Source organism: Streptomyces purpurogeneiscleroticus (genome assembly GCF_020024005.1).
Taxonomy (GTDB): Bacteria; Actinomycetota; Actinomycetes; order Streptomycetales; family Streptomycetaceae; genus Streptomyces; species Streptomyces purpurogeneiscleroticus.
The window spans coordinates 30,428-52,115 of record NZ_NHSG01000386.1 but is presented as its reverse complement, the minus strand read 5'-3'; the positions used below and the strand labels follow the sequence as shown (position 1 = coordinate 52,115).

18 protein-coding genes are annotated in these 21,688 nt (G+C 70.5%); 14 read left to right on the top strand and 4 right to left on the bottom strand.

Annotated features, from left to right (window positions below; all coding sequences use genetic code 11):
• Positions 1-346, top strand: a 346-nt coding sequence (locus tag CCS38_RS28220; protein ID WP_223736158.1) for a DUF6314 family protein, incomplete at its 5' end; no start/stop codon positions are given.
• Here CCS38_RS28220 and CCS38_RS28215 read toward each other — a convergent pair.
• Complete coding sequence (locus tag CCS38_RS28215) at positions 325-4,902, bottom strand: caspase, EACC1-associated type (protein ID WP_223736157.1); 4,578 nt, start codon at positions 4,900-4,902, stop codon at positions 325-327. The two genes, CCS38_RS28220 and CCS38_RS28215, sit on opposite strands and share 22 nt — an antisense overlap.
• Positions 4,903-4,905: 3 nt before the next feature.
• A complete protein-coding gene (locus tag CCS38_RS28210; RefSeq protein WP_223736156.1) occupies positions 4,906-5,346 on the bottom strand; it encodes an effector-associated constant component EACC1 in 441 nt (146 codons plus the stop codon).
• Positions 5,347-5,749: 403 nt separating this feature from the next.
• Here CCS38_RS28210 and CCS38_RS28205 point away from each other — a divergent pair, with 403 nt between their 5' ends.
• Genes CCS38_RS28205 through CCS38_RS28195 form a run of 3 tightly spaced genes read left to right on the top strand, consistent with a single transcriptional unit; the run spans position 5,750 to position 9,154 of the window.
• On the top strand, positions 5,750-8,269 hold the full coding sequence (locus CCS38_RS28205; protein ID WP_223736155.1) for a YwqJ-related putative deaminase: 2,520 nt from the start codon (positions 5,750-5,752) through the stop codon (positions 8,267-8,269).
• Between the two features lie 29 nt (positions 8,270-8,298).
• Positions 8,299-8,775, top strand: coding sequence for an SUKH-3 domain-containing protein (locus CCS38_RS28200; protein WP_223736154.1), 477 nt, complete (start codon positions 8,299-8,301; stop codon positions 8,773-8,775).
• Positions 8,738-9,154, top strand: a complete 417-nt coding sequence (locus CCS38_RS28195) for a YwqJ-related putative deaminase (RefSeq protein WP_223736153.1) — start codon at positions 8,738-8,740, stop codon at positions 9,152-9,154. Before CCS38_RS28200 ends, CCS38_RS28195 begins: the two co-directional genes overlap by 38 nt.
• Positions 9,155-9,596: 442 nt before the next feature.
• On the opposite strand, the gene CCS38_RS28190 is transcribed toward CCS38_RS28195, so the two are convergent.
• On the bottom strand, positions 9,597-10,970 hold the full coding sequence (locus CCS38_RS28190; protein ID WP_223736152.1) for an FAD-binding oxidoreductase: 1,374 nt from the start codon (positions 10,968-10,970) through the stop codon (positions 9,597-9,599).
• A gap of 181 nt (positions 10,971-11,151) precedes the next feature.
• Between CCS38_RS28190 and CCS38_RS28185 the strand changes: the two genes are divergently transcribed.
• The 10 genes from CCS38_RS28185 (at position 11,152) to fabG (ending at position 21,034) form a co-directional block, all read left to right on the top strand.
• Entirely contained in the window at positions 11,152-12,171 is a 1,020-nt protein-coding gene (locus tag CCS38_RS28185) for a beta-ketoacyl-ACP synthase III (RefSeq protein WP_223736151.1), read from the top strand.
• A 62-nt stretch (positions 12,172-12,233) separates the two neighbouring features.
• Positions 12,234-12,476 (top strand): acyl carrier protein, encoded by a 243-nt coding sequence (locus CCS38_RS28180; RefSeq protein ID WP_223736150.1) that lies wholly within the window; start codon positions 12,234-12,236, stop codon positions 12,474-12,476.
• Positions 12,473-13,696, top strand: coding sequence for a beta-ketoacyl-[acyl-carrier-protein] synthase family protein (locus tag CCS38_RS28175; protein WP_223736149.1), 1,224 nt, complete (start codon positions 12,473-12,475; stop codon positions 13,694-13,696). The genes CCS38_RS28180 and CCS38_RS28175 overlap by 4 nt, the downstream gene beginning before the upstream one ends.
• Positions 13,697-13,753: 57 nt before the next feature.
• The gene (locus tag CCS38_RS28170; protein WP_223736148.1) at positions 13,754-15,598 is read left to right on the top strand and encodes an acyl-CoA dehydrogenase family protein; all 1,845 of its coding nucleotides are present in this window, start codon (positions 13,754-13,756) and stop codon (positions 15,596-15,598) included.
• A 5-nt stretch (positions 15,599-15,603) separates the two neighbouring features.
• Positions 15,604-16,020 (top strand): acyl-CoA thioesterase, encoded by a 417-nt coding sequence (locus CCS38_RS28165; protein ID WP_223736147.1) that lies wholly within the window; start codon positions 15,604-15,606, stop codon positions 16,018-16,020.
• The gene (locus CCS38_RS28160) at positions 16,017-16,904 is read left to right on the top strand and encodes a fumarylacetoacetate hydrolase family protein (protein ID WP_223736146.1); all 888 of its coding nucleotides are present in this window, start codon (positions 16,017-16,019) and stop codon (positions 16,902-16,904) included. Before CCS38_RS28165 ends, CCS38_RS28160 begins: the two co-directional genes overlap by 4 nt.
• Positions 16,901-17,575, top strand: a complete 675-nt coding sequence (locus CCS38_RS28155; RefSeq protein ID WP_223736145.1) for a 4'-phosphopantetheinyl transferase family protein — start codon at positions 16,901-16,903, stop codon at positions 17,573-17,575. Before CCS38_RS28160 ends, CCS38_RS28155 begins: the two co-directional genes overlap by 4 nt.
• Positions 17,576-17,578: 3 nt before the next feature.
• Positions 17,579-19,162, top strand: coding sequence for an acyl-CoA carboxylase subunit beta (locus CCS38_RS28150; RefSeq protein WP_223736144.1), 1,584 nt, complete (start codon positions 17,579-17,581; stop codon positions 19,160-19,162).
• A 29-nt stretch (positions 19,163-19,191) separates the two neighbouring features.
• On the top strand, positions 19,192-20,274 hold the full coding sequence (locus tag CCS38_RS28145; protein WP_223736143.1) for a branched-chain amino acid aminotransferase: 1,083 nt from the start codon (positions 19,192-19,194) through the stop codon (positions 20,272-20,274).
• A gap of 55 nt (positions 20,275-20,329) precedes the next feature.
• Positions 20,330-21,034: a 3-oxoacyl-ACP reductase FabG gene (gene fabG, locus CCS38_RS28140; protein WP_223736142.1), complete on the top strand. Its 705-nt coding sequence runs from the start codon at positions 20,330-20,332 to the stop codon at positions 21,032-21,034.
• A gap of 61 nt (positions 21,035-21,095) precedes the next feature.
• Here the strand turns inward: fabG and CCS38_RS28135 are convergent, their stop codons facing one another.
• Complete coding sequence (locus CCS38_RS28135; protein ID WP_223736141.1) at positions 21,096-21,677, bottom strand: helix-turn-helix domain-containing protein; 582 nt, start codon at positions 21,675-21,677, stop codon at positions 21,096-21,098.
• Between the last annotated feature and the right edge of the window lie 11 nt (positions 21,678-21,688).

Genomic DNA, 21,688 nt, shown 5'->3' with positions numbered 1-21,688 from the left:
GAGCGAGGGGTGGCTGCATGTGGAGAAGGGCGTGGTGGAGTGGGGCGGCGTGACGGGGGACGCCGGCAGGACCCTGCGGATGCTGGCGCTCCCGGACGGCACCGCGGAGGTGTCATTCGCGGACGGCCGCCCCTTTCACCTGCTGGATCTGCGCCGCGGCCGCTGGACGGCCGTGCATCAGTGCGCCGCTGACCGTTACGAAGGCACGTTCACCGTGTTGTCGCCGGATGAGTGGCACCTGCGGTGGGCCGTCCGCGGCCCCGCCAAGGATCAGCTGCTCACCTCGGTCTATCGTCGCGTCCGCGAGCCGGCCGGGCGGTGCGGTCAGTCGCAGGAGGGGCGGTAGGAGAGATGGGGGAAGAGGTCGCGCCATTGGGTTTTTGTGAGGTTCGACGGGTGTAGGCGGCACAGGCGGTCGTAGGCGCGGCCCGGATCGAGCGGGAGCACGAAGGTATGGTCGTCGTCGCCTTCCGCGCCGTCGGGTACGACGGTGAGGTAGGGGCGTTCGTCCGGGAAGAAGGCGGCGTCCTCGGCGAACGGCAGGGCGGTGAAGGCCGGGGTCTCCCAGCGGCCGCTGCTGCGGGCCGTCCAGAGGCGGTACGGCGTGCTGGTCATCACCCACGCACCGTCCGGGCTGGTGGCCAGCGCCCGGACGTCCTTTTCCAGGCGCAGGCTGTCCATGCGGCGGATGTTCTTCGGGTCCGAGACGTCCCACACCAGTACCTGACCGCTCGTCAGGACTGTGGCCAACTCGCCCTTGCGCAGCCGGAAGTAGCCGTTGGGTGCGGCCGGCAGCAGCTCGCCGCGGACCGGGTGCCGCATGTCGGACAGGTCCCACAGCCGGAGGTTGGCCCCCGGCTCCTCGGTCAGCAGCATGCGTGCGGAGCGGATGTAGGCGGAGCCGCCGCCCTGGAGGGTGGCGTCGCGGAAGCGGGCGCCCTTCTTCGGCCGGGCGGGGTCGCTGACGTCCCACAGCCGCAGGTCGTCCTTCTCCTGCACGCCGATCGTCCGGTCGTCCAGCCACCACAGGAACCCGTTCAACGCGACCAGCGGCACACGCAGGACACCGCGCCGGTGCGGGTGCCGGATGTCGTCGACGTCCCAGAGCTCGACCGTGCCCCTGGTCCCGCCGAGAGCGAGCAGCCGGCCGTTGGGACTGGGGCTGGACAGCACATCGCCCTCGTCGAACCGGATCTCCTTCCCCGGTACCGGCGGCGCGTCCGGACCGGAGGCGAACTCCCACAGACGGTAGGTGTTGAAGTCATCGCCGTTCCGGAAGCGGTGGGTGAGCAGGACAGGGTGCGGACGCTTGTGGAGGAAGTACTGGGCTCCCCACTGCTCCGGGGGAGTGAACCGCCGCCGGGGTGCTGCCGGGTTGCTCAGGTCCCAGACCGTAGTCCGGGACTCGTAACCCTTCGTGCGCTCGCGGGTGAGCGCCAGCTTTCCGTCGTCGCTGAACGAAGGGCGTTCCGGCTCCCCGGCGACCTGTCTGCCCTGGAGCACGGGGGCCGGGAAGCCGTCGCGCCACAGTCGGATCTCACCGCGGAAGTCCCCGGCGGCGAGCACCTTCCCGTCCGGGCTCCAGGCGACGGACTGCACCGGCTGGGCGGCCGGCAGCCTCCCGAGCGCCGCCGAGCTGTCGAACAGGTCGTTCATCGCGGTCCCGGTCTTCCGCTGCTCCACCGACCCCGAGGCGGCGGTGTTGGCCGCCGCGAGGACCTTGCCGTCCGGCCGGAAGGCCAGGGACGGGGCCTCGGTGCCCCAAGTGGTGCCGTACAGACCGCGCTTGGCGGCCGTGAGTTTCCCGTCCCGGCCGACGGTCCATGCGTACAGTCCGTCGGCGCCCGTGGCGGCGATCATGTTGCGTTGCGGGTGGAAGGCGACCGCCATGATGGAGCGGGCGCCGGCGGTGTCCCGCAGTGCCGGCCGCGCGGGATCACGGACGTCCCACAACCGGACCTGCGCCGACCCGTCCTTCCCCGCGCCGTCCTTCCCCGCTTCTTCCGTTCCTTCCGGAGCGCCTTCCGGAATGCCGTTTCCCGCGGCGAGGTACCGGCTGTCGTGGCTGAAGGCCACGGAGATCACCTGTTGCTCCGCAGCCTCCTTTTCCCACCGCAGGTCGGGTGCCGACGGGTCGGTCATGTCCCACAGCGCGAGCCGCCCGTCGTCCCTGCCCGCTGCCAGGGTGCGCCCGTCGTGGCTGAACGCCAGGGAGAACGTGACACGGGACGCGGTCCGGCGCTCGGCCAGCCGCTCCGGGTGCCGCAGGTCCGAGACGTCCCATACGGTGAGCCGGTCGGCGGTCTGCACCGCGAGGACCGGCTTGCTCGGGTGGTAGGCCAGGACCGGGTTGCCTTCGTCGCTCCTCATCGGGATAACAGCCGCCGGACGCTGGGCGGCGGCACCGGACCCGAGCCGCCACAGCACCAGCTGGGCGGGCTTCTTCCGCTTGCCGTCCCGCTCCAGCCGGAGGGCCGCCGCCAGGCTCCGCCCGTCGGGCGCGAACGCCAGCTTCAGCACGGGCCGGGAGGCCGCCTGGAGTATCTCGGGCGTACGGGTGACGTACGAGGAGTACAGCGCGGACCGGGCCTCCGGGGTGGGGGAGAGCCGGTAGGCCGCCAGGCTGAGCCGGAGCGCGGTGACCGGGTCCTGGTCGCGGATGTCGTCGGCGCGGGCGGCGATCTCCTGCGCGATCTCCACGGCCTCCTTGTGCGCCGCGTCCTTCGCGGCCCGGTCACCCCGCACGACCGCGATGCCGAGCACCAGCGCCAGTACGACCAGCAGCGAGATGCCCGCCCGTAGCCGGAACCTGCTGCGGCGTTGTGCCGTCCGTCCGGCGGCGAGGAAGTCCCGTTCCACCTGGCGCAGTTCGAGCACCTGGCCGCCGCCGTCGATCCGGTGCTCGACGGCCGTCAGGTGCTTGCCGGTGTACAGACCGCTCGGGAGCCGGCCCGCCGCGTCCCAGGCGTCGGCCGCCTCCGCCAGACTGCGGTGGGTCAGCAGGACTTCGAGGTTTTCGGTGATCCAGGTGCGCAGCGCGGGCCAGCCGTACAGGAGCGAGTCGTGGCACAGCTGGGCCCAGTTGTCGTCGACCACGACGAGCCGGGCCTCGACGAGGCGGTCGAGCAGCGCCGTATTGCGCTGCCTGCCGTGCTCGTCGGAAGCCGCGACGAGGTCGTCGGTCCTGACCCGGCGGCGTACCGCCTTCCCGCCGTCGCCCACCAGGTGCACCAGCCGCAGCAACACCGTACGCAGCGCCTGCTGTCCGGCCGGTTCGAGTGCGGCGAGGAGGGTCTCGGCGGTCTGGGCGACCGAGCCCCGGATGCCGCCGGTGGCGTGGTACCCGGAGATGGTCAGCCGGCCGTCCCGGCGCCTGGCCCAGGTCTCCTGGAGGGCGTGGGCGAGGAACGGCAGGGCGATGGTGTCGCCGCTGCCTCGGTGCTCCTCGCGGACCTCCCGCAGCAGCAGGTCCGCGAGCCCGTCCTCCAGCCGCAGCCCGGCGTGCTCGGCGGGCCCGGTGACGGCCCGGCGCAGCTCCTCGTCGGTCATCGGCGGGATGGTGAACTGGCCGGTCCGCACGGCCCGGGACAGCCGGGGATCCCGCAGGCAGTGCCCGTAGTAGTCGGCGCGCAGGCCCAGTACGACACGGGGGCCGGGCCCCGTGTCCGTGGGGGCGGTCACCGCACGGACGAAGAGCTCCCGCTCCTCCGCGTCCCTGCACTGCGTGAAGAGCTCCTCCAGCTGGTCGACCACCAGCACGCCGGGGGCGCGGCCGCCGTCCGCCGGACCGGGGAACCGGCCCGCTCCCAGCGCGTCCGCCACCTCCCCGAACGGCCGGCCCACCGCCCCCGCCCAGCAGGTCACCAGCTCACGGAACGGCGTCGGCCCCGGCGCCGGCACCAGCAGCACCGGCCCCACCCCGTCCGCGGCGGCCAGCCCGGCGCGCAGCAGGGACGATTTGCCCGCACCCGACGGGCCCACCACCACCACGGGCCCCGGCGCCGCGGTGTCGGTCACCCGCTCCAGCAGCGCCCGCGTCAGCTCGTCCCGGCCGAAGAACAGATGGCGCTCCTCGGGCAGGAAGGGCCGCATACCGGGATACGGGCAGGGCGTGCCGTCATGCACCGGCTCGGGCGGCGGGACGTCGGGCGCCGCGACGTACCGCGGGTTGGGCGCGAGGACGAAGTCCCCCATGCGCCCCACACTGTCGGCGTGCGGCCGGGCGGGACCGTGCTGGAAGTGCCGGTCCAGGTGCCGGTAGACGTCGGCGAGGGTGAAGCGGCTCGGGCCCGCCGCGTCCCCCTCGGTCAGCAGCCGCAGCAGCGCACCGCTGAACAGGGTGTGCCGCTGCCCCTCCGGGGCGAAGGACACGGCGTAGTGGGAGGCAGAGGTCAGCAGGAAGCTGCCGGCGGGCCGGGCCGAGGCGTACGGGTCCCGGTGCTGCCCCCGCGATGCAGCTTCGGCGAGCCCGGAGAAGCAGCAGTCGAGGATCACCACCGGGCGGACGGGGGCCGCGCTCAGCAGGTTCCTGATCTCCGCGTACGGGACGGCGTGCACGGTGCTGTCCGCCGACGTGCTCGCCGCGGTCGCCAGGTACAGCTGGTCGCCGGGGCCGAGGAGGCCGTGCCCGACGAAGCAGAAGACGACGACGCCGTCCGCCGCCTCGTCGACCGCCCGCTCGACGGCGGCCAGCACCTCGGTCGGACCCTCGGGATCGGTCAGCAGCGCGATGTGCTCCTCGGCCATGCCGCACGCGGTGTGCAGCGCGGCGGCGAGGTCGGCCGCCGAGCGGCGCGCGCCCGGCAGGTCCGACAGCAGGGCCCCCTCCGGATGCCGCCCGGTGCCGACCACCACCGCACGGCAGCCGGCACCGGACAGCCCCCACGTTCCCGGCTGTTCCACGGCTCAGCCCTGCTCCTGCCGCGGACCGTTCCCGGCCGCCGGCTCCGGCTGCTGGGGCGCTCCGGGGTCCTGAAGCGCCGCTGCCGGGTCCTGGAGCGCCTCGGCGATCTGCCGGGCGAGATCGCCCGAACCCTCCGCGGTCAGCCCGCGCACCCGCTCGGACGTGACGGTGACCTGGGTGCCGTCGGGGCGCGTGATCGTGACCGTCTGGTTGCCGCGACGGTGCTGCAGCCAGGCCACGACGGCTGCCGCCAGGGCGGCCGTCAGCCCGCCGGGAGCGAGGAGTACGGAGATCAGCTCGCCCGCCGCACCCATCGTGCCGGCCGGCGGTACGGCCCCGGACGGCCCGGCGGTACGGCTGCGCAGTTCGGGATCGCGTAACAGCCAGCGCCGCAGATCCCCACACGCACCGCTGTCACTGCCGACCGACAGGGTGATTCTCATGAACCCCTCCCCGTAACGAGCGCCCCCTGCGCCCCTCCCGGAGGCTAGCGCCTGGCGTGCGCCCCCACCAGATCGTTGCGCCCAGCACCAGGTCATCGCGCACGACAACCGGCCACGCGGACACCCTGGAGGGAAAGTGGGGCGAGCCCGCTTCGTGAAGCTGCTTGGTAGGCGGACGACATGGTGACGAGCCTTGGCAACGCCGTGCGGAAGACAGCACACTGACGGCGTTTGCCGGCAAGGACATCCGTGAGTGAATATGGCAACTTAGCCGTGTTGCATGTGTGGCCGACGTGACCGGTCGGGCTGTCGTGCATCAGCACGTCTGCGGGACGCGGCACACGGATCCGTGGTCGCCGGTGCGGGGCTGCGCCGTGTTGCGCGGAAGCGGGGGGTAAGTCAGGTGGAGATCAAGCTCAAGCCGGAGGAGATTCCGCAGTACACCGGCGACCTGGAGCAGTTGGAGAAGGACCACGCGGCACTGAAGAAGGACGCCGGGAACATCCGTTCCGCTGGCGCGGACGTCCACTCCCACTTCCAGGGCCTGTCCGCTTACTACAAGGCCCCCGAGGCCGAGCAACTCTTCGCCACCACCAAGCCAGTGCAGGACCGGGCGGACGGTTTCGCCGACGACCTGGAGACCGTTGCCTCGGCGCTGTCGGACTACGCCGATGAGATCCGGCCGCTGGTCCCGAAGCTGGCGGAGCTGAAGACCAAGGCGCGGGACTTCATCCGGGACCACAGGGACGATGACGACGCGGATTACGACGCTGAGCTGACCGCCGAACACAATCGGATCCGGGATGACATCACCGCCACGGTCGCGGCGTTCTGGGCGGCGGAGCGGACCTGTTACAACAAGATCGTCGCGTTGTGGAACGGCCCGAAGATGGTCGCCGGCGACGGCAGCAAGAAGGCCCATCAGTACGGGTTTGCCGCCGAGGACATGAAGAACGCCAAACTCCCCTGGGGCGACCCGGTGGAGCAGAAGCACCACTGGTACGACGTCGGCCACTGGGTGAAGTCCTTCGTGTGGGACGGCCTGATCGTCGACGGGATCTGGGGCACCATCAAGGGCCTGGGCACGCTCGTCGGCTGCGACGGCTGGGAGGCCATGGGGCAGGCGTGGAAGGGCTTGGCGCAGCTCGGCACTGGTCTGGCCATTCTGACGCTCGGCGGTCCCGGGGCGGCAGCCTTCATGGTCCTCCCGGACGACAAGCTGCCTTCCTGGCTGCGGGATTCGCGTACCGCGATGAAGGAGACCGGCAAGGCGCTGGTGGCCTGGGACGAGTGGGGCAAGAACCCCGGCCGCGCCGCGGGTGCGGTCACCTTCAACGCGCTCACGACGGTCCTCACCGGCGGGGCGGGCGGAGCGGCAGCCGGGGCCGGGAAGGCCGGGTCGGTGGCCAAGGCCCTGTCTGTGGCAGGCAAGGCCGGCAAGGTCATCGATCCGATGACCTATGTGGGGAAGGCCGCCGGGGCGGGCCTGTCGAAGGTCGGGGACATCGCAAAGAGCCTGAAGGGCATCGGCAAGGTCGACATCTCGGGCCTGCCGGCGGACGCACTGAAACTTCCGGAGGGTACGGTCCACCTGCCCGACGGCACCGTCCACCTCCCCGAGGGCGCGACGCTCCCCGATGGGGCCACCAAACTGCCGGGCGGCAACGTCAAGCTGCCCGACGATGTCCCGGCGCTGCCCGAGAATGCCACCCCGGTGCCCGTCGATCCCGGAAAGCCGGCCCGCTACTTCGACGGCCAGGGCAACCTCCTTGACGAACACGGCAAAGTGCTCCAACACATCGACGACGCGCCCAAGGAAGGCTCCCCGACCGCCAATCCCCACACCGGAGCGGACGCTCCGCGGGTTGAGGCCCCGGTCAAGCAGCCCGCCCTGGTTGGCGCGGGCGTGCATGCGGTCGACAACGCAGGCCATCACATTCGCGTAGGCGACAGCCCGAGCAATGGCCTCGGTGATGTCGGTCGGGTGAGCGAGGATGCAACCAGCCTCCGCCTTGGCGACAACACACCCGGCGGAGGCATCAGCGGTCACAACGAGGGTCCCGGCACTGGCGGCGGTCACAGCGATGGTCCAAGTGGTCCCAGCGACACTGAGCGACTGGGGGAGAACCATGGAGCCTCGGGGCGTCATCCTGATGACGGTGCTCACCGTGCCTCCGAGAGCCATCACGATCCGTTTGCGAGCCATTCCGACGACGTATCGTCCGGCGACGGCGTTCATGCTGATCAGGGAGGGGGCAATGGCCCCGCACACCCTGTCGCGAATGACGCCGGCAACGGACCGGAAGGCGCTCCGCTGGAGCCGCAGCCCGACTGGCACGGACAAAGCGCCGATCAGATGCGCCATTACCGCCATCCTGCGCTGGATGTGTCGCACCTGACGCCGGAGGAGCAACTCTCCGTTCTGGAGCATGAAGCGGCGACGTTGGCAGATGAGGCTCGCGGGCTACCCCCGGGTGAGGCGCCTCCTGGGCAGAATCATCTCAAGACCGGCTGTGCAGGCTCTTTCCTGCACGACAACGTGGTTACGGCGCACAGCAGCACCACCAAGATGCACGGACAGGGCCTTCCGCACACGCACAAGGTCCTGGCGGACATCCTGAAGCAGATCGACGATGACGCCAAGGCGGGCGTCATCGACAAGAAGGGAAGCGGGCACGGGAAGTGCGCTGAGATTTCACTGATCAGTGACCGGTTGGCGCAGCTGGATCCGACCGGCACGCAGATCCGTACAATCGGTGACGCCCGTCGGGTACTGGACGGGGGTGTCATGCACACCAGACGCATCGGAGATTTTGTCATCAAGAGGACCGGCGAGGTGCGGGGTCGGCACGGTGACTATCTCCCGCCGTGCGACACGTGCAAGCATGTGCTCCCTCAACTCGGTATCCAGCCACACTCTTGACCGTGCACCACAGAAAGGGAATCGCCCTGATGACCTCCACCGCACAGCCGCCGCAAGTGCATGACTGGCTGCGCCAGCAGGGCTGGTATTCCGGCCGTGACATCGGGGACGAAGCTGACGCTCTTGTGTCTGTGAGACTTCAGGACGCATCGGCGCAGGGTTACCCTCTGGAGGCTGTGGACGCTGCCGTTCGCGTGATCCGCGCTTATGGAGGGCTGAAGTTGGCTCATCCAAGGGCCTCGGATTCTGCGTTCGAGATGGATCCAACGGGTGGATATGACGGCGATGCCGGTGAGATCGCAGAGATGGCGTCAGGTCTTGGAAAGAAGCTCTTCCCCGTAGGCTTCGAATCTTCGGAATACGGCATCCTTCTCGTGGATGAAACAGGCCGCTGGTTCCTTCTTCATCACACGGGAGGGTACTTCTTGGGGGAGGACGACCAGGACGCGTTCGCGCGATTCATCACCAATGCGGATACACCGGACGTGGAGGACTACTTTGTCTGACCGGCTGCCCGCTGTCGCATCGTCGCTGTTGGTACAGGGGAAGGTGCTGAGTCACACCAGCATCACCGGTGAGGGCCGCCCGAATCTGCATCCGGCAATCTGGGATTTTGTGCAGGAGCTGCCGGAGGGGCCACGTGAATCCTTCACGGGCCGATGCGCAGAGTCCGCTCTGATTTCCGACCAGCTCTGGCAGCTCAGTGGAGCCGGCGGCAATGACCATGCGGTGACGCTTTCTCAAGCTACTCCGCATTTCGCGGGATCAGCTATTACCTCTCGGAAGGTCAGAGAGTCGGGTAATCCTGAGCACGGCGAGGTCACGGATCCGTGCGCCGTGTGTTCCGCCTTGCTCGAGAGGCTGGGTGTCCGCATCATCCGATAGAACGGACTCGGGGAAATTGTGCGCGTCCCGCACTCTTGGCAGACCTCGTTTGAAACCGAGGAAAGCGACCACCACCGTTTCGCTGATGAACACGAACCTGTCCGGCGTTCGCCGGGCGACAGCCAGTTGCCTCGTGACCTCGACGTGCTGCCGACGCCGTTCTTCCAACGCCGCTGCCGCCATGACACGGTCGGTCTCGGTCTGCTCGATGGCAGCACGACTGCTTTCGATTTCCTTGGGCGGTTCTTCAGGCCTGGGCGAATGACCGCGCGTTCCTCCGCCCGTCTCAGGTCGCCCTCGCACGGCAGCGCGCGATGCATCATCATTGCCCTTGGGTCTTCAGGAGGGCGTCCCCTACGCCACGCGTGACCAGGTGACCGCCGCGGGCCGGCCGGGTTATGGTCGGCCCGCGGGATTTCCGCCGTCGTGGTCGTCCGCCCGGTTACGTGAACACCTTGCCCGGGTTGAAGATCCCGGCCGGGTCGAGGGCCCGCTTCACCGCGCGGTGCAGGGCGAGTACCTCATGGCCCAACTCCGCCTCCAGGCCCCGCTTTTTCAGCAGGCCCACACCGTGTTCGCCGGTGACCGTGCCGCCGAGGGACAGGGCCTCGTCGACGACGCGTTCCAGTGCCGCGTGGCCGCGGGCCCGCGCGTCGTCGTCGCCCGGCGGCACCACGGTCATCGGGTGCAGATTGCCGTCGCCCGCGTGGGCCAGGGTGGCGATGGTGACGTCGTGTGCGGCCGCCACGTCCTCGATGCGCCCCAGCATCTCGGGTACCAGCATCCGGGGCACGCAGACGTCCTCGGTCAGCACCGCGCCCAGCCGCTCCAGCGCCGGGTAGGCGAGCCGCCGCGCGGCGAACAGGGCGTCCGCCTCGGCCTCGTCCGTGGAGCGGGCGCTCCAGGTGGCGCCGCCCTTCTCGAAGCAGGACAGCACTCGCTCGGCCTCCTCGTCACCGGCCGGCCCCGGCGCGTCGCACCGGGCGAGCAGCAGGACGTCGCCGCTCTCGGTGAGGCCCATGTGCTTCCAGTCGTCGACGGCCCGCAGGCAGTGCCGGTCGACCAGTTCGAGGGCGCTGGGGACCACCCCGGATGCGGTCACCTCGGCGACCGCGCGGCCCGCCGCCGCGAGACCGTCGAACGCGCCGACGACGGTGCGTTCCGCCGCCCGTGCTCCGCGCAGCCGCAGTGTCACCTCGGTGACCAGGCCCAGCGTGCCCTCGGAGCCCACCATCAGCCCGGTCAGGTCGTATCCGGCGACGCCTTTGGCGGTGCGGCGGCCGAGGCGGACGACATCGCCGCGCCCCATGACGGCCTCCAGGCCGAGGACGTAGTCCCGCGTCACGCCGTACTTCACACAGCACACCCCGCCGGCGTTGGTCGAGACGTTGCCGCCGATCGTGGACCAGGGGGCGCTCGCGGGGTCCGGTGGGTACCACAGGCCGTGGCGGGCGGCGGCCTGCCGCAACTCCTCGTTGACCACGCCCGGTTGCACCACGGCGAGGCGCTCTTCCGGATCGATGCGCACGATCGCGTTCATTGCCTCGAACGACACCACCACACAGCCCGGGACCGCGTTGGCACCGCCGGAGAGCCCGGTGCCGGCGCCGCGCCCGATGACGGGGATGCCGTGCTCGGCGCAGAAGGCGACGACGGTCGCCACTTCGGTGGTGCTGCGCGGCCGCACCACCGCGCCGGGGACGGCGAACGGGGCGCGCTCGGCCTCGTCGTGGGCGTAGGAGGACAGCACGTCCGGATCGGAAAGGAAACGGCCTGCGGGAAGGGCCCGGCCCAGCTCCAGCAATAGCGAATTCATTCCCGCACCATATTTTCCGAAGTGATGGGTGCTCAAGAGAAAACCGGGGGGTGAGTGGGGTGTACCAAAGGTCAATTGCGGTGGTCAGGCGCGGCGTGGAAGGTTCTGTGCGAGGTACTTCAAGGCAATGTGCGAATTCCGGGTGCGGGGTTCGGAATCGCCGAGGAAGGGGGATGTTCTGATGGCCGCCGTAATCTCCGGTCTGGGCGGTGCGCTGCCCGCGGATGTCGTGACCAACGACGACCTGTGCCGGACGCTCGACTCGACGCACGAATGGATCGAGACCCGTACGGGCATCAGCGAGCGGCGCATGGTCGCCAAGGGGCAGTCGACGCGGGACCTGGCCGTCGCGGCCGGCGCCCGCGCGCTGAAGTCGGCGGGGCGCGACGCCGTCGACGCGGTCGTGGTGGCGACCACCTCGGCCGACCGGCTCTGCCCGGCCGTCGCGCCCGAGGTCGCCCACGAGCTGGGCCTGGGCACGGTACCGGCCTACGACCTGACGTCCGCGTGCAGCGGATTCCTCTACGGACTCGCCTCGGCCGTCGGCCACATCGCCTCCGGTGTGGCCGACTCCGTGCTGTTCATCGGGGCCGAGGCGTTCACCACGATGGTCAACCCCGAGGACCGCGCCACCGCGCCGATCTTCGGCGACGGGGCGGGCGCGGTGGTGCTGCGCCGGGGCACCCCGGACGAGCCGGGCGCGGTGGGCCCGTTCGACCTCGGCAGCGACGGCTCCCTCGCCGATCTCCTGGCCATTCCCGCGGGCGGCTCGCGGCAGCGCTCCGCCACAGGAGGGCCGGTCGCCGGGCCGGTGCCCACCGAGGACTGGTACCTCCACATGGAGGGCCGCCCCCTGTACGTCCAGGCCGTCGAGCGCATGGCGGCCTCGTCGCGTGCCGTGCTCGACCGCGTCGGCTGGTCCGTCCGGGACGTCGACGTCTTCGCCGGGCACCAGGCCAATGTCCGCATCGTGCGGGCCGTGGCCGAGGAACTCGAACTCCCCGAAGAACGCGTCGCCGTCAACATCGGCCGGGTCGGCAACACGCTGGCCGCTTCTGTTCCGCTGCTTCTCCTCGACGCCGCGGTGAACGGCCGGCTGGTCCCGGGAAACCGGGTCCTGCTGTCCGCGTTCGGCGCCGGACTGTCGTGGGGTTCCACCGTGCTCACCTGGCCGGAACTTCGGGTGGAAGAAGTGGTCTGACCCTCGAAGGAAATTCCCGGTCAGCGCTGCGAAAAAGACAAGAAAAGTAAGAGGAGAAATTGATGAGTGCGCTTTTCGATGCCGTCGCCGATGTGATCGTCACCCGCTTCGGGCTCGACCGTGACGCCATTACCGCCGAGGCGACGTTCGACGACCTCGGCCTGGACTCGCTCTCCCAGATCGAGCTCGTGACGGCGCTGCGCAAGCGCCTCGGCGCCGACATCGACGACGAGGAGATGGCGGAGCTGTCCGCCGTCGGCGAGGTCGTCGAGGCCCTGGAGGCGAAGGGGCTGACCGTCGCATGACGGGCTTCGCGGCGGCGATCACCGGCATCGGCCTGGTGACTCCGGCCGGTGTGAGCGTGCCGGACAACTGGGAGCGCGTCGTTGCGGGCCGGCCCACCGCGGCCCACGCCCCCGGCCTGGCGGGGCTCCCCGTCCCCATGGCCTGCCAGGTCCCGGACTTCGGGACCGCGCTGAACGGGATGCGCGGGGCCCGCCAGTGGGACCGCTACACCCAGTTCGCCGTGGTGGCCGCGTACGAGGCGCTCGCCCAGGCCGGGTTCACGGCAGGGGACTGGCCCGACAGCGCACGGGTGGCCGTCGTCGTCGGGTCCGGCGCCGGCGGCACCGCCACGCTGGAGGAGCAGCACGCCGTGCTGCTCGCCGAGGGGCCCGACGACGTCTCCCCGCTGACCCTGCCGATGGGCCTGCTCAACATGGCGGCCGGCCAGGTCGCCATCGAGCTGAAGGCCAACGGCCCCTGCCTCGCCCCCTGTTCGGCCTGCGCCTCCGGGGCGTCGGCGATCGGCATGGCGCGCGACATGCTGCGTACGGGTGTCGCGGACATCGTCGTCGCGGGCGGTGCCGAGGCCCCGGTGACACCGCTGTACGCCTCGGCGTTCGCCAGGATGCGGGCCCTGTCCCGGCGCGTGGACGACCCGCAGTCCGCCTCGCGCCCCTTCGATGTGGACCGGGACGGCTTCGTACTGGGCGAGGGGGCGGGGATCTTCGTCATGGAGTCGGAGGAGCACGCCCGCAGCCGCGGGGCGCAGCCGATCGCCAAGGTCGTCGGGTACGGCGCCTCGGCGGACGCCCATCACGTCACCCAGCCCCACCCGGACGGCCTCGGCGCCAAGCTCGCGGTGCGCGCGGCGCTGAAGGACGCGGGGCTGACCGGTGCAGACGTGGCGTACGTCAACGCGCACGGCACCTCGACGCCGCGCAACGACGCCGTCGAGTCCGCCGTGATCCGGGAGGTGCTCGGCGCCGGTACCGCGGTCAGCTCGACCAAGGGCGTGACGGGACACCCGCTGGGCGCCGCCGGGGCCATCGAGGCCGCCTACGCCGCGCTCACCGTGCAGCGGGGCGTCATCCCGCCGACGGCCAACCTGACCACGCCGGACCCGGTGGTGGACGTGGACCTGGTGTACAAGGCGGCGCGGCAGGGCCCGGTGGACGTGGCCCTGAGCAATTCCTTCGGCTTCGGCGGCCAGAACACGGCGCTGCTGATCGCCGCCGCCTGACCCCGCGACAAGGACCGCCTGTCCCAGCGACAAGGACCGATGGAGAGAACACACTCGATGACCTCTGACGCATCCCACCGGGACGACCTCACCCGGCTGGTCTTCGACGGCTCGTACGAGCAGACGCACGCCGACATCAAGGAGACGCTGCTCGACCCGATCTTTGACGCGCGCGAAGGGCTGACCCTCCGGGAAGCCGGCCTGCTGGCGTACGAGCGCTCCCGCTTCCTGCACGGCAAGCTCGAACGGCCGACCGAGATCGTGCGCACGCCGCGGCGCCTGTTCGCCCTGGCCGAGTGGCCCTCGCTGCTCGACGTGTCGACCTTCTCGCTGCTGATGGTGCACTACAACCTCTGCTTCGGCACGGTCCTCGAACACGGCGCGGACCGGCCGGACGTGAAGGACTACGTCGACGAGCTGGACGGCCTGAAGTCGTTCGGGCCGTACATGGCGACCGAGCTCGGCTACGGCAACAACGTCGCGGCCCTGCGCACCGAGGCCGTCTACGACCGGGCCGACGAGAGCTTCGTCCTCAACACCCCGGACCCGCTCGCGCAGAAGTTCATGTCGTACAGCGGCTTCGGGGACATACCGAAGATCGCCGTGGTGATGGCCCGGCTGATCGCGGACGGCAAGGACCACGGGGTCTTCCCGTTCCTCGTCCGGATCAGCGACGAGCACGGCCTGTGCGAGGGCGTGCACGCAGCGGCCTGCCCCGAGAAGCCGGTGCAGGGCCTCGACAACGGCGTCACCTGGTTCGACCACGTCCGCATTCCGCGGCGCAACCTGCTCATGGGTGACATGGCCGGCTTCGACGAGGACGGCACCTTCCGCCCCGCGCCGGGCAACCAGCGCAAGCGGTTCCTGCGCGCCATGTCCCGCATCCAGCCGGGCCGCCTGTGCGTGTCGAGCTCCGCCGTCGGCGCGGGCCGGGCGAGTGTCTACATCGCCCTGCGCTACGCCGCCCAGCGGCTCACCAACGCCCCCGGCCGGCCCGACACACCGATCATCGAGTACCGCAGCCACCAGGCCGCCCTCTTCCCGGCGCTGGCGAAGGTGTACGCGATGACGTTCCTGCTCAACCACGCCAAGCGGGAGTTCCTCCGCTCGCCGCACGACATATCGGCCGACCTCAACAACCTGATCTCGATCACCAAGGCGCTGTCCACCTGGGAGATGACCGACGTCATCGCCACCTGCCGGGAGCGGTGCGGCGCCCAGGGCATCTTCAGCGCGAACCGCATCGCCGACTACGGCTCGCTGCTGCAGGGCCTGGTCACCGCGGAGGGCGACAACCAGGTACTGCTCGCCACCACCGCCGCGCAGATGCTGGCCGGGCGCGATGCCACCGACGAGCGGACCGTCCCCGCCCCCGGGGGCCGCGACCTGCTCGAACCGGGCTTCCACAGTGAGCTGTTGCACTACCGCGAGGACAGCCTGCTGCGCCAGGCGCGCACCGCGATGACGGACGGCCCCGACGACCAGACGTACTTCGACGCCTGGAACGGCAATGTGAACACCGCGCTGGACATGGCCAGGACCAAGGGCGTCCGCATCGCTCTGGAGCACTTCCGGGCCGCCGCCGACGACGCGCGGTCGGACGTGGTGCGCACAGCGCTCGGTGACCTCGCCTCGCTGTACGCCCTCACCGAGATCGACCGGCACTCGGGCTGGTACCTGGCCCGCGGTGCGATGACCGGGCAGCAGGTGAAGGAAATCCCCGCCCGGATCGACGGCCTCTGCGTCCGCCTCCTGCCCCACGCATCGATGCTGATCGACGGCTTCCAGCTCACGCCGGAGCTGCTGCGCGCGCCGATCGCCGCCGACGACTACGTGTCCGCGTTCCAGCGGCTGGCAGGCGCCGCGCCGGCCACCGCACCGGTCACCGCCGAAAGGAGCTGACCCGCATGGCGCGCCATGTGTACCGCTGCCCGCTGCGCTGGTTCGACATGGATGTCTACGGCATCGTGAACAACGTGGTCTACCTCCGTTACCTGGAGGAGGCGCGGGTGGACTTCATCTTCCGGATGGGGCCCACCGAAGGCGACGCGTTCTTCAAGGACGGGTCCGTCGTGGTCAGCCATGAGATCGCGTACAAGAATCAGCTGACGCACCGTCATGAGCCGGTGGACATCGAAATGTGGGTCAGCCGCCTGGAGTCGGCGACGGTAGCCGTCGACTACCAGGTCAAGGACGGCGACACCGTGTATGCCACCGCTTCCACGGTCATGGCGCCGTTCGACTACGAGCGCGGCCGCCCCCGCCGGCTGACCGACGAGGAGACCGCCTTCTTCGAGAAGTACCTGGAGGAGCGGGCCGCATGAGGCTGCTGAGGGTCGGCCCGGCCGGCCACGAGCGTCCCTGTGCCGTCGATGCCGACGGCATGGTGCGGGACCTGTCGAAGTGGCTGAACGACTGGACGGGCCCCCTGCTCGACCCGGAAACACTGTCCGAGACCGAACGGCGGCTCGCACGCGAGGCGGCCACCCTGCCCGCGGTCGATGTGCGGGCGGCCCGGATCGGGCCGCCCGTCAAGGCGGGCGGCCATCTGATCTCCATCGGCCTCAACTACCGTGCGCACGCGGCGGAGGCGGGGATGGAACTGCCCGCCGAGCCCATAGTGGCCAGCAAATCGCCGTGGTCGATGGCGGGCCCGTACGACGATCTGCAGCTGCCGCCGGGCGAGAGCAACACCGACTGGGAGGTCGAGCTCGCCGTGGTGATCGGCCGCCGGGCACGCTATCTGACCGACGACTGCGATCCATTGGCGTACGTGGCCGGGTACTGCACGGCCAACGACGTCTCGGAGCGGCGCTGGCTGCTGGAACGCGGCGGACAGTGGGTCAAGGGAAAGTCGTTCGACACCTTCACCCCGCTCGGCCCCCACCTGGTGACCCCGGACGAAGTGGGCGATCCGCAGAAGCTCGCGCTGACCTGCAAGGTCAACGGGCGGACCATGCAGGACGGCAACACCTCCGACATGGTCGTCCCGGTGGCCGAACTCATCAGATACCTCAGCCAGTTCATGACGCTCCAGCCGGGCGACGTCGTGCTCACCGGTTCCACGGCCGGTGTCGCCCTCGGCCGCCCCGACACGCCCTATCTGAAGTCCGGGGACATCGTCGAGGCCGAGGTCGAGGGCCTGGGGGCGCACCGTCAGCGATGCGTTCCCGCGCAGCGGACCACTGGCGCGCCGGAGCGTCCGTGATCCAGGACGTCGTGGCCGCACAGGCCAGCTGCGCGGAGACGGCCGGCGATCCGCCCGGCCTGACCCTGCACCCGGCAGAGGCGGACGCGGTACGCAACGCCCTGCCGGGCCGCCGGGCGGAGTACACCACGGGCCGGCACTGCGCGCGCCGCGCCCTGGCGGGCCTGGGGGTCACAGCCGATGCGATCTCTCGCGACCCGAAGGGCGCACCGCGCTGGCCGGCCGGCATCGTCGGGAGCATCACGCACTGCGAGGGCTACCGCGCCGCCGCCGTCGTCCGCACGACGCACGCCAGGGCGCTCGGCATCGACGCCGAACCCAACCAGCCGCTCGCAGAAGGGGTGTTGGAAGTCGTGGCGCTGCCGCAGGAGCAGGCACACCTCGCGGACCTGCGTACGCGAAGAACCGACATCCACTGGGACCGCCTGCTCTTCAGCGCCAAGGAATCCGTCTACAAGAGCTGGTACGCGCTGACGGGCACCCCGCTCTGGTTCGACGACGCCGTGCTCGACTTCGACGCCCGCAACGGGACGTTCACGGCGCGCGTCGTGCGGCCCGGCGGCCCCGGCACCACTCTGCGCGGGCGCTGGACCGAGCACAACGGCCTGCTCGCCACCGGGATCGTCATCCCCGCAGCGGGGACGGACGAGACCGCCGACGGAAGGAGGTAGCACATGACGACGTCCGCACAGGCGCCCATGGAACCCACCGACGGGCGCGGGCGCGTGGCCGAGCTGCACGCGATCCGTGAGCAGGCAGCGCGCGGTCCCAGCGACAAGGCGACCGAGGCCCAGCACGCGAAGGGCAAGCTGACGGCGCGCGAGCGCATCGCACTGCTCCTGGACGAGGGGTCCTTCAATGAGGTGGAGCCGCTGCGCCGGCACCGGGCGACCGGCTTCGGGCTGGAGAACAAGAAGCCCTACACCGATGGTGTGATCACGGGCTGGGGCACGGTGCACGGCCGGACCGTGTTCGTGTACGCGCACGACTTCCGGATCTTCGGCGGCGCGCTGGGCGAGGCCCACGCGCAGAAGATCCACAAGATCATGGACATGGCCATTCAGGCCGGTGCGCCGCTGGTGTCGCTGAACGACGGTGCCGGTGCCCGTATCCAGGAGGGCGTCTCGGCGCTCGCCGGGTACGGCGGCATCTTCCAGCGCAACACCAAGGCGAGCGGTGTCATCCCGCAGATCAGCGTGATGCTGGGCCCGTGCGCGGGCGGCGCGGCGTACTCGCCCGCGCTGACCGACTTCGTGTTCATGGTCCGGGACACCTCGCAGATGTTCATCACCGGGCCGGACGTGGTCCGTGCGGTGACCGGTGAGGAGATCACCCAGAACGGGCTGGGCGGCGCGGACGTGCACGCCGAGACCTCGGGTGTCTGCCACTTCGCGTACGACGACGAGGCCACCTGCCTCGCCGAGGTGCGGTACCTGCTGTCGCTGCTGCCGCAGAACAACCACGAGAACCCGCCGGCGGTCGCCTCCGCGGACCCGGTGGACCGCCGCTCGGACGCGCTGCTCCAGCTCGTCCCGGCGAACGGCCGGTTCCCGTACGACATGCGGGGAGTCATCGAGGAGCTGGTCGACGACGGCGAGTATCTGGAGGTCCACTCGGCCTGGGCCACCAACGTGCTGTGCGGGCTGGCCCGTCTCGGCGGGCGCTCGGTCGGCATCGTCGCCAACCAGCCGCAGCACCTCGCCGGGGTGCTCGACGCCAGAGCGAGCGAGAAAGCGGCCCGCTTCGTGCAGCTGTGCGACGCCTTCAACATCCCGTTGGTGACGCTCGTCGACGTGCCCGGTTTTCTGCCGGGCGTCGACCAGGAGCACGGTGGCATCATCCGGCACGGCGCCAAGCTGCTGTACGCGTACTGCAACGCCACCGTGCCGCGGATCTCGGTCGTGCTGCGCAAGGCGTACGGCGGTGCCTACATCGTCATGGACTCGCAGTCCATCGGCGCGGATCTGACGTATGCCTGGCCGACGAACGAGATCGCGGTGATGGGCGCGGAGGGCGCCGCCAACGTGGTCTTCCGCAAGCAGATCGCCGAGGCCGCCGACCCGGAGACCATGCGGGCCCGGATGGTCAAGGAGTACAAGGCGGAGCTGATGCACCCGTACTACGCGGCGGAGCGCGGCCTGGTCGACGACGTGATCGACCCCGCGGAGACCCGCGAGGTGCTGATCCGTTCCCTGGCGATGCTGCGCACCAAGCACGCCGACCTGCCGCCGCGCAAGCACGGCAATCCCCCGCAGTGATGGAACACGTACACCCCATGGAGTACCGCATGAGCCTGGAATTCTCGCAAGAACGTGTCGTGGGCACCCCGGACGCCGAGCGCGCCCGGGTGCTCGCCGATCCGGTCTTCGGCGAGGTGATGACCGACCACATGGTGACCATCAAATGGAGCCGGGAGCGGGGCTGGCACGACGCGCGCCTCGGCGCCTACGGGCCGCTGACGCTGGACCCGACCGCGCAGGTGTTCCACTACGGTCAGGAGATCTTCGAGGGGCTGAAGGCGTACCGGCGCGCGGACGGGTCGATCGTGTCGTTCCGGCCCGATGCCAACGCCGCCCGGCTGAACACCTCGGCGGCGCGGATGGCGATGCCCGCGCTGCCCGAGGAAGCGTTCTTGGAGGCGCTGCGGCTGCTGGTCGACGCCGATCGCGACTGGGTGCCCACCGGCGAGGGCCGGAGCCTCTATCTGCGTCCTTTCATGATCGCGACGCAGAGTTCGCTGGGCTTCTACCGCCCGTCGGACTCCTATCTCTTCGTCGTGGTCGCCGGTCCCGCCGGTGCCTACTTCAAGGGCGGTGTCGAGCCGGTCTCCGTGTGGCTGACGACCGACTACACCCGGGCCGCCGACGGCGGGACCGGGGCCGCCAAGTGCGGCGGCAACTACGCGGGCACCCTCGTCGCCCAGGAGCAGGCCGCGGAGCACGGCTGCGACCAGGTCGTCTGGCTGGACGCCAAGGAGCGGCGCTGGGTCGATGAAATGGGCACGAGCAATATGTTCTTCGTCTACGGCGACCGGCTGGTGACCCCCGAGCTGACCGGCACGCTGCTGGCCGGTATCACCCGGGACTCCGTCCTCACGCTCGCCCGGGACCTCGGGCTGGTCGCGGAGGAGGGCAGGATCAGCGTCGAGCAGTGGCGGGCGGACGCGGAGGCCGGCCGGCTGACCGAGGTCTTCTCGTGCGGCACCTCGTCCATGATCACGCCCGTCGGCCGGGCGAAGAGCGCGGACGGGGAGTGGCTGATGGGCGATGGCCGGCCCGGCGCGGTCACGATGCGGCTGCGCGCGGAACTGATGGGCATTCAGTCCGGTGAGCTGCCCGACCGGCACGGGTGGGTCCACAAAATGGCCTGAGCCGTTGTTACTTGAGCCTCTCCGACATTCTCATGACGTACCGAAAGGTCGACCGTTGAACCGCTCGATTCTCGTTTCCGGGGGCAACCGTGGCATCGGCCTGGCCGTCGCCCGTGCCTTCGCCGACGCCGGCGACAAAGTGGCCCTCACCTATCGCTCGGGGGAGCCGCCGGAGGGCTTCCTCGGCGTCCGCTGCGACATCACCGACAGCGGACAGGTCGAGCAGGCGTACAAGGAAGTGGAGCGCGAACACGGCCCCGCCCAGGTCGTCGTGGCCAATGCCGGGATCACCAAGGACGCCCTGATGGCCCGCATGTCGGAGGACGACTTCAGGTCGGTCCTGGACACCAACCTGACCGGTGCCTTCCGCCTCGTGCGGCAGGCTGTCGGTGGCATGATGCGGGCGGGCGGCGGCCGGATCGTCCTCGTTTCCTCGGTGGTGGGGCTGTACGGCGCGGCGGGTCAGGCCAACTACGCCGCTTCAAAGGCCGGCCTGGTCGGACTCGCCCGGTCCCTGGCGCGCGAACTCGGCTCGCGCGACATCACCTGCAACGTGGTCGCCCCGGGCTTCGTCGACACGGACATGACCCGGGGGCTGAGCGAGACGCAGCGCACGCGGGTACTGAATCAGGTTCCGCTGGGGCGGTACGCGCGTCCCGAGGAGGTCGCGGGGGTCGTCCGCTTCCTCGCCTCCGAGGAAGCCGCGTACCTCACGGGAGCCGTGATCCCGGTGGACGGCGGCTTGGGCATGGGCCACTGACGGTTCATCAGGTGGATCGAGAACGTCGGGTACGCCAAGTACGCCAAGTACGTCAGATGCGTCAGTAGTGGTCGGAGGCGAGCAGGGCCCGGGTGGCCGGCTCCAGCGCCTCGAAGACGTGCGGCTGGTCGGCCGGGTAGGTCACGAAGTCACCGGGGTGCAGTTCGACGGGCTCGTCGGACGGGCCGGCCAGGGCCCTGCCCGAGGAGAGCAGGACGTGTTCGACGACCCCCGGCGAGTGGGCGGCGGAGTCCCGTGACGTGCCCGGTTCGGCCTCGATGCGGTACAGGTCGCGGCGGGCTCCGGGCGGGCAGGCCGACAGCAGGGTGGCCCGGTAGTCCGCCCGTGACGAGGCGACCGTGGCGCCCTCGCCCGCCCTGATGACCTGCACGGGTGTCCGCGGCGGGTCGAGGAGCTGGGAGAACGGCAGCCCGAGGGTCGTGCACAGGGCCCACAGCGTCTCCAGGCTCGGATTCCCCCGGCCGGCCTCCAGCTGGGACAGGGTCGACTTCGCGACGCCCGCCCGGAGCGCGAGCTCGGTCAGGGACAGTCCCGCGGCCTCGCGCGCCCGGCGGAGGGCCGCCGCGATGAAGTCCAGGGGCGCCTTGGCGGCGCCGGCGTCGGGCTTCTCCCGTTGCGTCATGCGTTCGCTCC

What these genes read in the sequence shown, in the direction of transcription:
- CCS38_RS28170 (WP_223736148.1), top strand. Translation starts at nt 13,754, where the DNA reads ATGACCTCTGACGCATCCCACCGGGACGACCTCACCCGGCTGGTCTTC.
- CCS38_RS28135 (WP_223736141.1), bottom strand. Translation starts at nt 21,677, where the DNA reads ATGACGCAACGGGAGAAGCCCGACGCCGGCGCCGCCAAGGCGCCCCTG.
- CCS38_RS28165 (WP_223736147.1), top strand. Translation starts at nt 15,604, where the DNA reads ATGGCGCGCCATGTGTACCGCTGCCCGCTGCGCTGGTTCGACATGGAT.
- CCS38_RS28150 (WP_223736144.1), top strand. Translation starts at nt 17,579, where the DNA reads ATGACGACGTCCGCACAGGCGCCCATGGAACCCACCGACGGGCGCGGG.
- CCS38_RS28175 (WP_223736149.1), top strand. Translation starts at nt 12,473, where the DNA reads ATGACGGGCTTCGCGGCGGCGATCACCGGCATCGGCCTGGTGACTCCG.
- CCS38_RS28180 (WP_223736150.1), top strand. Translation starts at nt 12,234, where the DNA reads ATGAGTGCGCTTTTCGATGCCGTCGCCGATGTGATCGTCACCCGCTTC.
- CCS38_RS28190 (WP_223736152.1), bottom strand. Translation starts at nt 10,970, where the DNA reads ATGAATTCGCTATTGCTGGAGCTGGGCCGGGCCCTTCCCGCAGGCCGT.
- CCS38_RS28200 (WP_223736154.1), top strand. Translation starts at nt 8,299, where the DNA reads ATGACCTCCACCGCACAGCCGCCGCAAGTGCATGACTGGCTGCGCCAG.
- CCS38_RS28210 (WP_223736156.1), bottom strand. Translation starts at nt 5,346, where the DNA reads ATGAGAATCACCCTGTCGGTCGGCAGTGACAGCGGTGCGTGTGGGGAT.
- CCS38_RS28160 (WP_223736146.1), top strand. Translation starts at nt 16,017, where the DNA reads ATGAGGCTGCTGAGGGTCGGCCCGGCCGGCCACGAGCGTCCCTGTGCC.
- CCS38_RS28195 (WP_223736153.1), top strand. Translation starts at nt 8,738, where the DNA reads ATGCGGATACACCGGACGTGGAGGACTACTTTGTCTGACCGGCTGCCC.
- CCS38_RS28185 (WP_223736151.1), top strand. Translation starts at nt 11,152, where the DNA reads ATGGCCGCCGTAATCTCCGGTCTGGGCGGTGCGCTGCCCGCGGATGTC.
- CCS38_RS28145 (WP_223736143.1), top strand. Translation starts at nt 19,192, where the DNA reads ATGAGCCTGGAATTCTCGCAAGAACGTGTCGTGGGCACCCCGGACGCC.